This is a genomic window from Salinibacterium sp. M195 (assembly GCF_019443965.1).
GTDB lineage: Bacteria > Actinomycetota > Actinomycetes > Actinomycetales > Microbacteriaceae > Rhodoglobus.
The window spans coordinates 363,217-376,009 of the sequence record NZ_CP040814.1 but is presented as its reverse complement, the minus strand read 5'-3'; the positions used below and the strand labels follow the sequence as shown (position 1 = coordinate 376,009).

Annotated in this window: 10 protein-coding genes; 8 read left to right on the top strand and 2 right to left on the bottom strand. The window is 61.5% G+C overall.

Annotated elements, in window-relative coordinates; translation table 11 throughout:
* Positions 1-35 precede the first annotated feature (35 nt).
* Positions 36-3,554: a bifunctional RecB family nuclease/DEAD/DEAH box helicase gene (locus tag FFT87_RS01810; protein WP_219949682.1), complete on the bottom strand. Its 3,519-nt coding sequence runs from the start codon at positions 3,552-3,554 to the stop codon at positions 36-38.
* Positions 3,555-3,680: 126 nt separating this feature from the next.
* Here FFT87_RS01810 and FFT87_RS01805 point away from each other — a divergent pair, with 126 nt between their 5' ends.
* Positions 3,681-4,589, top strand: a complete 909-nt coding sequence (locus FFT87_RS01805) for an endonuclease/exonuclease/phosphatase family protein (RefSeq protein WP_219949681.1) — start codon at positions 3,681-3,683, stop codon at positions 4,587-4,589.
* 75 nt (positions 4,590-4,664) lie between these two features.
* Here FFT87_RS01805 and FFT87_RS01800 read toward each other — a convergent pair whose 3' ends face one another.
* Complete coding sequence (locus tag FFT87_RS01800; protein WP_219949680.1) at positions 4,665-5,294, bottom strand: NAD(P)H-dependent oxidoreductase; 630 nt, start codon at positions 5,292-5,294, stop codon at positions 4,665-4,667.
* A 98-nt stretch (positions 5,295-5,392) separates the two neighbouring features.
* On the opposite strand from FFT87_RS01800, the gene FFT87_RS01795 reads away from it, so the two are divergent.
* The 7 genes from FFT87_RS01795 (at position 5,393) to FFT87_RS01765 (ending at position 12,778) form a co-directional block, all read left to right on the top strand.
* Entirely contained in the window at positions 5,393-5,995 is a 603-nt protein-coding gene (locus tag FFT87_RS01795) for a TetR/AcrR family transcriptional regulator (RefSeq protein ID WP_219949679.1), read from the top strand.
* A 54-nt stretch (positions 5,996-6,049) separates the two neighbouring features.
* On the top strand, positions 6,050-6,598 hold the full coding sequence (locus FFT87_RS01790; protein WP_219949678.1) for a thioesterase family protein: 549 nt from the start codon (positions 6,050-6,052) through the stop codon (positions 6,596-6,598).
* A 255-nt stretch (positions 6,599-6,853) separates the two neighbouring features.
* Positions 6,854-8,167: an ABC transporter substrate-binding protein gene (locus FFT87_RS01785; RefSeq protein ID WP_255560007.1), complete on the top strand. Its 1,314-nt coding sequence runs from the start codon at positions 6,854-6,856 to the stop codon at positions 8,165-8,167.
* Between the two features lie 70 nt (positions 8,168-8,237).
* The gene (locus FFT87_RS01780) at positions 8,238-9,365 is read left to right on the top strand and encodes a carbohydrate ABC transporter permease (RefSeq protein ID WP_219949677.1); all 1,128 of its coding nucleotides are present in this window, start codon (positions 8,238-8,240) and stop codon (positions 9,363-9,365) included.
* A complete protein-coding gene (locus FFT87_RS01775) occupies positions 9,362-10,291 on the top strand; it encodes a carbohydrate ABC transporter permease (RefSeq protein ID WP_219949676.1) in 930 nt (309 codons plus the stop codon). The genes FFT87_RS01780 and FFT87_RS01775 overlap by 4 nt, the downstream gene beginning before the upstream one ends.
* Positions 10,291-11,715 carry a glycoside hydrolase family 1 protein gene (locus FFT87_RS01770; protein ID WP_219949675.1) on the top strand — a complete coding sequence of 475 codons (1,425 nt, stop codon included), beginning with the start codon at positions 10,291-10,293 and terminating at the stop codon, positions 11,713-11,715. The genes FFT87_RS01775 and FFT87_RS01770 overlap by 1 nt, the downstream gene beginning before the upstream one ends.
* Before the next feature lie 28 nt (positions 11,716-11,743).
* Positions 11,744-12,778 carry a LacI family DNA-binding transcriptional regulator gene (locus FFT87_RS01765; RefSeq protein WP_219949674.1) on the top strand — a complete coding sequence of 345 codons (1,035 nt, stop codon included), beginning with the start codon at positions 11,744-11,746 and terminating at the stop codon, positions 12,776-12,778.
* The last annotated feature ends 15 nt before the right edge of the window (positions 12,779-12,793 follow it).

Here is a 12,793-nt window from a genome sequence, read left to right as displayed (position 1 = left end):
TCAGTAGGCATATACGCGGAGCGGTTTTCGTTCGCTTAGTTGGTCATCGCTCTAGGGGCCGCAGCACCCTCTACCAACGAGATGAACCGACTCAACGTCGCGACCCCTTCGGCCGACTGCGGCAGCGAGTCGAGCAGCGCGGGCGAGTAGACGAGGTACGCCGCCCACTGGGCGCGCGAGATCGAGACGTTGAGGCGGTTGCGGGAGAGCAGGAAGTCGAGACCGCGGGGCACATCGTCGGCGCTGGAGGCCGCGAGGCTGATGATCGAGATGACTGCTTCTCGGCCCTGAAACTTGTCGACGGTGCCGACCACGACTCGCGAATAGCCAGCAGCATCGAGATGGCTGCGCAGGAGCTCTACCTGCGCGTTGTAGGGCGTCACGACGATGATGCCGTCCTCGTCGAGCGGCTTCGTCTTACCGCCGGCTTCGGAAGTCCACAGTGCTCCGAGGTGCTCACGCACCGACTCGACAACCCGGTCGGCTTCCTCCGCCGAGAACGTGGAGTTGTCGACGTGAGTGGTCGGCACCGAGTGCAGGCCGGGGGCGAAGCCCTCGAGCATCCGCCCCTCGGTTGATGCGTGTGAGCGCAGCAGGCCGTCGTAGGAGAGCAGCGAGACGGGGTGTGTAACGGCCTCATCCATGCGGCGGCTCTCTTTGAGGAAGTAGCCGAAGTCATCCGGAAGCACCGCAAGCTCGCCGATCACGTGACCGAGCGCCGAACCATCGACCGGCGCCGGGTGGATGCCCTGGCTCACCTGCGGGAGCTGCTGCGGGTCGCCCAGCAGCAGAATGCGTTTCGCGCTCGCAGCAACGCCGATCGTGTTCGCGAGAGAGAACTGCCCGGCCTCATCGATGACGAGTAGGTCGAGCTGGTCGGCCTGCACCCGCTTGCGATTGGTCATGTCCCAGGCTGTGCCGCCAATGACGTAGCCCTCCGAGTCATGCTCGCGCGCAAAGCCCGCGTGACCATTCGCCGGCAACTCGCTGAACGGGCCATCGGCGTAATAGCCAACGCCGAACTCTCCGGGCACCGCTTTCGCGACAAGCTCCCGGTCGAGGCTCGCATCGAGCACCACAGCGTCGAGAACGTTCTCGACCACCTTGTGCGACTGCGCGGTGATGCCGACCTTCCAGTGGTGCTTCTCGACCAGCCGCTGAATAACGTGCGCCGCGAGATACGTCTTGCCGGTGCCGGGTGGGCCCTGCACCGCGAGGTAGCCGCTCTCGCGTGACAGCAGCGAGGCGATGACGGCGCGGACACCATCATCCGCACTCTTCATGGGTTCAAGGACAGCCACGTCAGCGGGGGCTTTGCGCAGCAGCAGGTCAGACATCGCGTCATCGGGCCACTCTGGTGCAGCGGCCACGACGGTCTCACCCCATGCCTCGATCGCGGCAACGATGCTGTCCGCGCGGGGTGGCGGGCCCGGTGTGAGGTGAGTGGGCATTTCGTCCCAGGCAGGGATCTCGTCGGGCCGGGATTCGATGATGAAGATGCCACCCTCATCCTCGGCGGGGTCAGCGAAACGAACCCCGCGGGCGAGGCGCGCACCGGCACGATGGCCCGGCGGCAGATAAGGAAGAGGAGCGTCGTAGACGAGAAAAACATCGCCGCCCGGGCGTGGAGCGCCACTACCCGGCGCCCACTGACCACGGAGATAAAGGTGACGCCGTTCGGTGCGCTGCCGTCCCTCTTTATGCCAATCGCGAGCGAGCGTTCCGCTGTCAACGATGAAGATACCGCGGGTGTCTTCCCACAGATCCGAAGGCTGTTCGAGACGGTCGTAGTGCTCCCACCAAAAGCTCTTGACCTCGCGCCGGTGATAATCGATGGCGGCTGCGGCCATGCGATAGGCGCTCGCAGCGGTGTCATCGCCCGACTCTTCGGCAGCGTCGCCCAGCGCCTGCAGCTGGAGATCGAGCGCGCTCGGCTCGAAGGTCTTGCCCTCGAAATCTTCATCGACCGGCTCAACCGTCACGCCCTGCACCTCGGGCAGAGCCCGCAGCCAATCGCGCAACTTGAGCGTCGAAACGCAGTCGTATTCGTTGTAACGGGCGATCGCGTCGCGAATCTCGGTTGCGCGCTGCACGTTGCCGTTCGCGGCCGCCACACTCGATTCCACGTACTCACCGATGGAGTCTGCAGCGTTCGTAACCCCGGCACGCTCGGCCTCACCCATGTATAGCGGTTCGAGTTTCTTGATCGAATACGAGGGCGTCCCGATGCGCAGCGCGCCCCGCACGATCGGATACAGGTCAACGAGCACGCCATCGCGCAGCAACTGGTCGACGACATCCTCACCCTCGCCGTGCCGAGCGGCGATGCTCAGCAGGTGAGTCTTCTCGTAGCTGGCGTAGTGATAAATATGGAGCCCCGGATGCTGCTGCCGCCGCTTCGTGACGAACTCGAGGAACGACCGCAGCGCGATCTTCTCTTCCGCGTGCGAGTGAGCCCAGAGGCAATCGAACTCGCCCTCGGCATCGACCCACCCGAACAGGTAGTCGAGCCCCCAGCGCGGCACCCCGCCGATTCCCGGCTCGGAGTACATCGGGTCGCCCTCGAAGTCGAAGAACAGATCACCGGGGTTGGGCGCCGGCAGGCTCGCGATCGGCAGCGGGTCAACGACCACGACCGGCGGCACCGCGTGAGCGTCTGTCGGATCAACGGTGTGCTGCAGCTTGGCTTGAAGGTGAAGCTTGGCGAAGCTCGCTTTCGGGATGGCGAGATCTTCGGGGCGCTCAGAGGTTTCAGCCAGTTCCGTGAGGGTGCGGATGCCCGCCGCCATGAACTTCGTGCGCTGGCCCGCGCGCAACCCCGCGACGGTAAAGAGGTCGTCGGCATTCTTCGATGGCTCTTTGCAGAACTTGCACCGGCCATCCCGCGCATAGCGCTCATCGTGCCAGTCGACCGGCGTGCCTTCGGCGCGATGTTCGGTGATGATCGCGTGCATACGGGCCCGACGGCGCCGAAAGACGGGGGCGATATCGCTGACCTCGGCGGTTTCTGATTCGTCATTGCCGAGAATGAGTTCAACGGTGCCATCAGCGGCAACGCCGAGTTTTTGGAGTTGCTCGTGGTACGCCGCCAGTTGCAGCAGCGCGGTGACACGCACGTGACGCGACAGCTTCGTGTCGACCACGCGGTAGCCGCCGTCGGGCTGCTTGACGAGAAAGTCTGCGTAGCCGATGAAGGGCGACTCGGGGTCGGTTTCGTCGAAGAAGACGCCCTGAAAAACGACGGGTGCGCCGGCGAGCAGAGCGTCACGCGTGCGCGCGGCATAGTCGCGCAAAACATCGGCGTTGCGGCCGGGAGGCTTATCGAACTCGACCATCGCGTCACCGAACTCAGCGCGATAGCGATCCCGCAGCCGGGCCTCGTGAACGTTTCCGAGCTCTGCCGCTCGCATCAACATCGCATCGTCATCGGGCAGCGGATCGGTAGAGAACCCCAATCGCTTGTCGAGCACGCGCAAGAACCCAAACTCACAGTTCGACGCTTGGGTCAGATCGCTGGCGCTCGTAACGAGAGCGGAGTCGGTGAGAAGGTACATGTGTCAATCAGAATATGGCTGGTTGGTGACATCGACGGTGACCACGTGCCGCTACCGCGCAGATCGAGCAGGCGGATCAAACACGCGCCATCAGCGAACCACGAGACCGCCCCATAAACTGGAAGCATGACTGGCAGCCCCACTCCACGGTCGAAGCGGTTTTCGACGCTGGCTCCAGAGCGCGAGCCAGCGCTGGCGTTCCCTCCCCGCGGTAGCTCGCTGATCGGGCCTGTCGAGGCTCCCGAACTGCATGTGATGAGCTACAACATCCGCCGTCGCCTGCCGAAACTTTTGCCACGCAATCCCGACCAGTGGCGCCACCGCCAGCCGCTGATGAGACGACTGCTCGCTGCCGAACAGCCGGCACTGGTCGGCGTGCAAGAAGCCCTCTTCACTCAGGCGCGGTTTGTGCGCCAAGCGCTGGGGGAGCACTATCGTTCGCTCGGCTACGGTCGCGAAAAGAACACGGGTGGCGAAGGCTGCCCCATCTTCTACGACTCCCGACGGCTGCAGGTCGTGGACTGGCACCAGTCCGCGCTCTCCGATACCCCGAATATCCCGGGTTCGGCCTCGTGGGGCAATCGAACCCCTCGCGTCGTGGTGGAGGCGATCTTTCTCGACCTCACCACCGGCATCCGGTTTCAGGCCGTGAACACCCACCTCGATCACCGTTCCCGCACCTCGCGCCTGCGTTCTGCCGACGCGCTGAGAAGCATTGTGCAGGCAACGCCTCATCCCACGATCATGACCGGTGATTTCAATACGGATGCTGACACCAACCCTTATGACCAACTAACGGGTCACGGCTTGCTGGTCGACACTTGGAATACGGCCGAGGAACGCCTTACCCAGGTGTGGGGCACATTCCCCAATTACGGCCCGCCGAAGCACAATCGCAAACGTATTGACTGGGTTCTCGCAACGCCCGATGTGACCGTCATGCAGACAGGGATCAACGTCACGCGGTACGCGGGCGGTTGGCCGTCGGATCACGCACCGGTGCAGGCCGTTGTGCGTTTTTCCGAGGCCAAGTAGGTCAGCTGGTTAAGCCTCCCGACAAACGTCTCACAAGCTCCATCACGATTCGCCTGCGAGATGCACGGTTGGTTGTCAGCTCACGTTCACGCGTTCCGCGTCGATGGATCGCGGTGCGTTGTGCGCCGCCGGCCTTCTTGCTAGCCGTGCTGCATCCGCTTCGGCGAGGCGCCCTACCTTCGCCAGCCACCGTGTGCGTTGTTCGAGTGTCGAACCTTTGACCGGTCCAATGCGGGTGGCCCGCACAGGCCGGATTCCACAGAAGCGCAGCGTGGTCGCCCGCACGTGACGCACCGTGGTGTCTCCGACTAACCGGAGATACCACGAGGGTGAGTCGGTGGTCACGATCACGCGCCCGGTTCGTCCAGCGAGGAGGCCCTCGGGGAGACCGTTCGATTTCACTCGGTATGCGCGCTTCGGCAAGAGGAGCCGATCAAAGAATCCCTTGAGAAGAGCGGGGACGGATCCCCACCAGATCGGTGTGACCACCACGATGTGCTGTGCGTCAAGCAGCAACTTCCAGGTGTGTTCGAGATCAGGTTCGAGCTGTTGGCGACGTGTGTAGCCGAAGTGCAGGCTCGGATCGAATATTAGATCACGCAAGGCCACAACGGTCGAATTGCTGTGTGCTTCGGCGTACTCGACGGCGATAGCAGCACAGAGCGAGTTGGGGTTGGGGTGGCCGTCGATGATCACGGTGTTCATGTGGCTCCAGTTAGTTGGCAAACGGATGGTGTGGCAGCGACAACTATCTGGACACTGTCCAGATTCCACGCTTTGACCTTACGGATAGAATGTTGCTCGTGTCAAGATCTGAGCCTGCCTACCACCACGGCAACCTGGGGCCGACTCTGGAGAACGCTGCCCTTGAGCTCCTGCGTTCGCAAGGCCACGCTTCGCTCAGCCTGCGCGAAGTCGCTCGTGTCGCGGGGGTCAGTCACAACGCGCCGTATCATCACTTTGGTGATCGAAGCGCCTTGCTCAAACGCCTTAGCGAGCGAAGCATGGCAGAACTGCTCAGCGCGTTGCGAGCAGCGGAAGAGCAACGGGAAAAGGGCCAGAACTCACAGGGCCAAGCGCGTGCCCACGCCGTAGCAATTGGCGTTGCCTATGTTGGTTATGCCGCTGAGTTTCCTGAACGATTTCGGCTCATCTACGACCCGAACGTCTGCATTCCCGGCTCGCCGAGCGCGGCGATGAAGCCCCTCCTTGAACAAGTAGAGGAAATATTGGCGACAACCACGGCCGCCCTTCTTCCGGGTGGACCGCCGGTCGCCATGGCGGCTTTGGTCACAGCGGTGTGGGGTGCCGTCCACGGTCTCGCCGAACTTGTTGTGGCAGGGCACATCTCCTTCACAAACGTTGAACCGGCATTGATCGCACTGTTCGGAGTCAGCGGGAACTAGCTCATCCCTACAAACGATTCACGAACTCGATCACGATTCACCTAATCTGGGTGAGTGAATCTGATCTTCCGCACTATCTTGCACCGCATCCTGAGCCCGCGTCGCTCGCCGCTTGGTGTGCGGGATGTCGGCACCATGACATTGCGCGTATTGCCCACCGATATCGATGTGCTCCGCCACATGAACAACGGCGTGTACTTCTCGATCATGGACCTCGGGCGCATGGACCTGCTGATACGTGCGGGAAGCTGGCAGAAGCTCTCGGCCAAGGGCTACTACCCGGTGATGGCCAACGAGACGATTAGCTTTCGCAAGTCGCTCGATCTGTGGAAAAAGTTTGATCTTGAAACGCGGGTTGTTGGGTATGACGAGAAAGCAGTTTTCGTCGAACAGCGTTTCGTTGTTGATGGGCAAATCTACGCTCAAGCGATGACCCGCGCCCGCTTCCTCAAGCGCTCCGGCGGCACCGTCAGCGTTGCCGAATTGCTCGAAACCATCGGTTGGGATGACGAGCAGCCCGTCATGCCCGAATGGGTTCAGGAGTGGGCTGATCATGTTGCGCTGCCTGTGAGTCGCGCCGAAGCGCCGAGCACCTGGGAGTAAACACCTCCAGACTTTTTCGACAACCCCCGCACCTCGCCCGCACAACGGCGAAAGTGCGGGGGTTTCGTACGTTTAGCGAAGCCCAGCGACCGCAAGCGTTTACAGCGATTTGTATGACTTTGCCAGAAATGAGAGCGCTCTCTTGACATACGAGAGAGCGCTCTCATAGACTCAGCCTGCAATCGTGAGAGCGCTCTCATTCCTGATGGGGGAACTCTTTCGGCACCAATATCCCTCATTCACAAGGAAGTGACCGTGAAAACTCAACGACGCACCAAGATGGTTGCAGCCGTCGCCGGCGCAGCATCCCTCGCCCTTCTCGCCACCGGTTGTGCAGCAACTGACAGCGGAGAAGCTGACGGGCCCATCACCCTCACCGTGACCACCTTCGGCACGATGGGTCTCGACGGACTGTACGCAGCGTACGAAGCCGAGAACCCCAACATCACGATCAAGGCCACCAACATCGACACCGGTGGAAATGCCTTGACCGACTGGAAGACTAAGCAGGCTGCCGGCGCTGGACTCGCCGACGTTCAGGCTGTTGAAGAAGGATGGCTCGGGCAGGTCATGCAGGTCTCCGACACGTTCGTCGACCTCAGCGAATACGGCGCAGATGACATCAAGGACCGCTGGGTCGACTGGAAGCTCGCTCAGGGCACCGACGCCGACGGCCGCATCATTGGCTACGGAACAGACATTGGCCCCGAGGGCCTCTGCTACAACGGCGCACTGCTCGAAGCAGCAGGCATGCCTGCTGACCGCGACGCCGTAGCCGAGCTCTTCGGTGGCGACGACGCAACCTGGGATGAATTCTTCCAGGTCGGCAAGGACTACAACGAAGCAACAGGCAAGGCCTTCTACGACCACTCCGGATTCGTCTGGAACGCCATGGTCAACCAGCTAGATGAGGGCTACTACACCGCTGATGGCGAGCTCGACATTGAAGGCAATGCCGACCTGAAGTCGCAGTGGGACAAGCTCGCTGATGGCGCATCCGCTGGGCTCTCCAGCCAGCAGAGCGCGTGGGACTGGGGCGGGGGAAAGGCCTTCACTGACGGTTCTTTCGCCACGTTCATGTGCCCAGGCTGGATGCTCGGTGTCGTCAAGGGCCAGGTTGAAGCAGCAGGTGGAGACAACACCAGCGGCTGGGACTTCGCCGACGTCTTCCCCGGTGGAGCAGCTAACTGGGGCGGCGCGTTCCTGACCGTTCCGACCCAGTCGGAGCACCCCGCCGAGGCAGCAAAGCTTGCCGCGTACCTCACCTCCGCTGAATCAGAAGTTGCCGCCTTCCAGGCTGCAGGAACCTTCCCCAGCGTTGTAGCGGCACAGACTGACGACGGTGTAACCGGCGGCAGCGAGCTCAGCACCTTCTTCAACGATGCTCCCATCGGCACGATCCTCGGATCGCGCGCAGAAGGCGTTACCTCGCAGTTCAAGGGCCCGAACGACTCGGTTGTTCAGGAGCAGGTCTTCGGCCCCGCTACCAAGGAACTCGACTCGGGTGTTGACGGTGACACAGCGTGGAACAACGCGCTTGAGGTTCTGAAGAACCTCGACCTCAACTAGTCCACAGCAGTAATTGAGGCCCCCGGTGCACCCCAAGCCGGGGGCCTCACTTCGTGAAAGAGATACTCCCATGACGACGACGACGAGTCCTCCCCGGCCTGACACAGGCCAGGCTCAGCAGCGGACCGAGCGCGTGCAGACTCGGCTCACTCGACGGCAACGTCTGAGTCGTCTCGATGTGAAAGCCTCCCCCTACCTCTATATCGCCCCCTTCTTTGTGCTCTTCGCACTCATCGGGCTCTTCCCCCTCATCTACACGTTCGTGGTCTCCCTCAACGACTGGGACATTTTGAGCGGGCCCGGTGAATGGATCGGCCTCGAGAACTACGTTGCCGAGCTCAACGACCCCTACTTCTGGAATTCGCTCTTCAACACGATGAGCATCTTCCTCCTCAGCGCCATCCCGCAGCTTGTTGCCGCCGTCTTCATCGCGGCCCTGCTCGACCAAAACATCCGCGCTAAAACGTTCTGGCGTATGAGCATCCTGATTCCGTACATCGTTACCCCGGTTGCGGTCGCGATCATCTTCTCGAGCGCATTTGGCGAAAAGTACGGCCTCATCAACAACATCCTGACCTCGTTCAATATCGACCCGGTGTTCTGGAAGAGTGAAGTATTCCCCAGCCACTTCGCGATCGCCACCATGGTCAATTGGCGCTGGACCGGCTATAACGCCCTGATCTTGCTCGCCGCCATGCAGGCTGTTCCCCGCGACATCTACGAATCGGCCGCTCTCGATGGTGCAGGCCCGGTGCGCCGCTTCTTCTCAATGACGCTGCCGAGCATCCGGCCCACCATGATCTTCGTGATCATCACCGCCACCATCGGCGGACTTCAAATCTTCACCGAGCCGAAGCTGTTCAACCCCACCAGCGCCAACCTGGGTGGTGCCCATCGCGAGTATCAAACCACCGTGCTCTATCTGTGGGATATGGCCTTCAACCGTGGTGACTTTGGCAAGGCATCCGCCATCGCGTGGCTGCTGTTCCTGATCATCGTCGGCATCGGGCTGCTCAACTTCATGATCTCGCGCAAAATCGCCTCCACCGAAGTCAAAGTCATCTCCAAGCGCCGAGCTAAGAAGCTTGCACGCTACCGGGCCACCACCGCGGCCAGCCCCGTTGGAACCAATCCTGCCGGCACCAACCCCACCACTGGCTCGACGGCGGTAACAGTAGACAAGGAGAAGCGCTCATGAGCACCACGAGCCCCCCGCGCACCCCTCACTCCAGGCCGTCTGCGTTGGCCATCGCCGCCGCACGCAAGACTGCAGACAAGAAGGCGAAGCGTCGCGCAGGCAACCAGGGTCTTGAGAAGCGCCCCGGATTTCTTCTCTACGGAATTCTGCTCGCGCTCTTCCTCGGTGGGTCATACCCGCTGTGGTGGTCCTATGTTGTTGGCTCGAGCGACAACACCGCCATTACCGAAACATGGCCGCCACTGTTGCCGGGCGGTCGATTCTGGATCAACGTCAGCGAAGTACTGACAACGGTTCCGTTCTGGCAGTCGCTACTGAACAGCATCATCGTCTCCACGATCATCACGACCTCGGTGATTTTCTTCTCAACTCTGGCCGGCTATGCCTTCGCCAAGCTTCGTTTCAAGGGCCGCGAAGGGCTCATGATCTTTGTGATCGCGACTCTCGCCGTGCCAACCCAACTCGGCATCATCCCGCAGTTCATGCTCATGAAAGAGCTCGGCTGGACGGGCACACTCGGTGCCGTAATCGTGCCGACGCTCGTCACCGCGTTTGGCGTGTTCTTCATGAGGCAATATTTGGTGGATGTCATCCCCGATGAGCTCATTGAGGCTGCGCGAGTAGACGGGGCAAACATGTTCCGCACGTTCTGGAGCGTTGGGCTTCCCGCCGCGCGCCCCGCAATGGCGATCCTAGGCCTCTTCACCTTCATGACCGCGTGGACCGACTACCTCTGGCCGCTCCTGGTCGCGCCTCAGAACCCGACCCTGCAAGTAGCTCTTAGTCAGCTTCAGAGCGCAAAATACGTTGACTACTCTGTTGTGCTTTCCGGAGCGGTGCTTGCGACACTGCCGCTTCTGATCATCTTTATTCTCGCGGGGCGGCAACTCGTCTCGGGCATCATGTCTGGAGCAGTAAAAGGCTAATGAATATTTCACCAACCACCCCCTGGCCAGAAGGCTTCCTGTGGGGGTCCGCAACCGCGGCCGCCCAAATTGAGGGAGCAGCCCACGAGGGCGGCAAAGAAGATTCCATTTGGGATGCCTATGCCCGCCAGCCCTTTGCCGTCGCGAATGGCGACACCCCTGAGGTTGCCGTCGACCACTACTACCGCATGGATGCCGACGTTCAGCTCATGAAGGAGCTTGGCCTCGACTCCTACCGCTTTTCCACCAGCTGGGCTCGCGTTGTTCCTGGTGACCGCACCCCGAACGCGGAAGGGCTCGACTTCTACAGTCGTCTCGTCGATTCGCTGCTGGAGGCCGGCATCCTGCCCTGGCTCACGCTGTATCACTGGGACCTGCCGCAGGCACTTCAGGAGAAGGGTGGCTGGGCTAATCGGGAGACCGCGTACCGTTTCGCTGACTACGCGGAAGCTGTGTACAACGCTCTCGGCGATCGGGTCAGTCACTGGACAACGTTCAACGAACCGCTCTGCTCCTCACTGATCGGCTACGTTGCCGGCGAGCACGCGCCCGGGCTCACTGACCCCAACCTCGGTTTGGCCGCCCTGCACCACCAACATCTCGCTCATGGGTTGGCTGCGGCTCGACTGCGCGATCTGGCCGCGGCGAAGGGTCGCGAAATTGAGCTTGGCATCACGCTGAACCTCACGAATGCTGTGCCCAATGACCCGAGTGATCCTGTTGATCAGGATGCTGCCCGCCGCATTGATGGCATCTGGAACCGCATGTTTCTCGAGCCGCTCATTCTTGGCGCGTACCCCGCTGATGTGATCGAGGATGTGCGCGAATACGACTTCGAGCAGTACGTGCAGGCTGGCGACTTGGAGATCATCTCCGCCCCCATCGACTTCTTGGGCGTCAACCACTATCACGACGACAACGTGAGCGGACACCCTGCTCCCGCAGATGCGACGCCCGGGCTTCGACCCACCACTAAGCCCGGTCGTTCGCCATTTGTGGGCAGCGAGTTCGTGACGACACCGCCGCGCGATCTCACGCGTACCGCCATGGACTGGGAGGTCAACCCCAGCGGGTTGCACCACTTGCTCGTTCGCCTAGGCCAGGAGTATCCGACACTGCCGCCGCTGTACGTCACCGAAAATGGCGCCTCGTATGACGACAACCGTGCTGGCGACACCATTGATGATGCGGAACGTACCCAGTACATCGAGCAGCACATCCAAGCCGTCGCGGATGCGATCGCCGACGGTGCCGATGTGCGCGGCTACTTCGTCTGGTCGCTACTCGACAACTTTGAATGGGCTTGGGGTTACAACAAACGATTCGGCATCGTGTACGTCGATTATCAAACGCAAGAACGCCTCCCCAAGCGAAGCGCAACGGAGTACGCCGCACTGATCGCGTCAGCCAAGATTGCTGCCTGAGAAGGTTAGGCTAAGTCACAATCTACTGATGGAGAGCGAACTCGTGGCGGAGAAATTGCGCAGTGGTGCCATGCCGACACTGGAAATGGTGGCGGCACAGGCAGGCGTTTCGCGCGCCACAGTTTCTCGGGTTGTCAACGGGTCACCCAAGGTGAAAGCGGATGTTGCGGCGACGGTGCAGGCCGCAATCGATGAACTGAACTATGTTCCCAATCGCGCTGCTCGCTCACTGGTCAGCCGCAAGACTCAGGCCATCGCCTTGGTCGTTCCGGAGTCGGCGGCCAAAGTCTTCGATGACCCCTTCTTCGCTGCCGTAGTTCAGGGTGTCGCGCTGTATCTGGCCGACACCGAATACACGCTCACAATGATCATCGAATCGGAGAAGGCTTCGCACAAGACTCGTCGCTACCTGCTTGGCGGCAACGTTGACGGCGCCCTCGTGGTCTCGCACCACACTGGCGACCACTCCTACTCTGAGCTGAGTCGCACCCTGCCTGTTGTCTTCGGTGGGCGCCCCCTGAACCAGGTAGACGGCAATAACTACTTTGTGGATGTCGACAACTTCACCGGCGCCTGCTCGGCCGTTGAACATTTGCTGGTATCCGGTCGCCGCAACCTTGCGACTATCGCCGGCCCGCAAGACATGCCCCCGGGCGTTGACCGTTTGGACGCTTTCCACGCGACGCTTAAGAAGCACGGTCTCGCGAGCAACCTCGTTGAGGTTGGCGACTTCTCGCCGCCGTCGGGAGCGGAAGCAATGCGCCGACTGCTCGCCCGAGGCGAACCCATCGACGGCATTTTCGCGGCCAACGACCAAATGGCCATCGGCGCCTATTCGGCGATCCGCGAAGCGGGGCTCAGCGTTCCGGGCGACATCGCCGTTGTCGGCTTCGACGATGACAACTACGGCAGCACCGCCACTCCGCCGCTCACGACAGTGCGGCAACCGTCGCTCGAGATGGGCCGACGCATGGCCGAAATGATTGTGGGCCTGATCGAAAACCGCCCAGTCGACACGGTGACGACGTTGAGCACTGAGCTCGTCATCCGCGATTCGGCGTAGCCAGGTCAGATCTGG

What these genes read in the sequence shown, in the direction of transcription:
- FFT87_RS01800 (WP_219949680.1), bottom strand. Translation starts at nt 5,294, where the DNA reads ATGAACACCGTGATCATCGACGGCCACCCCAACCCCAACTCGCTCTGT.
- FFT87_RS01765 (WP_219949674.1), top strand. Translation starts at nt 11,744, where the DNA reads ATGGAGAGCGAACTCGTGGCGGAGAAATTGCGCAGTGGTGCCATGCCG.
- FFT87_RS01775 (WP_219949676.1), top strand. Translation starts at nt 9,362, where the DNA reads ATGAGCACCACGAGCCCCCCGCGCACCCCTCACTCCAGGCCGTCTGCG.
- FFT87_RS01810 (WP_219949682.1), bottom strand. Translation starts at nt 3,554, where the DNA reads ATGTACCTTCTCACCGACTCCGCTCTCGTTACGAGCGCCAGCGATCTG.
- FFT87_RS01770 (WP_219949675.1), top strand. Translation starts at nt 10,291, where the DNA reads ATGAATATTTCACCAACCACCCCCTGGCCAGAAGGCTTCCTGTGGGGG.
- FFT87_RS01805 (WP_219949681.1), top strand. Translation starts at nt 3,681, where the DNA reads ATGACTGGCAGCCCCACTCCACGGTCGAAGCGGTTTTCGACGCTGGCT.
- FFT87_RS01780 (WP_219949677.1), top strand. Translation starts at nt 8,238, where the DNA reads ATGACGACGACGACGAGTCCTCCCCGGCCTGACACAGGCCAGGCTCAG.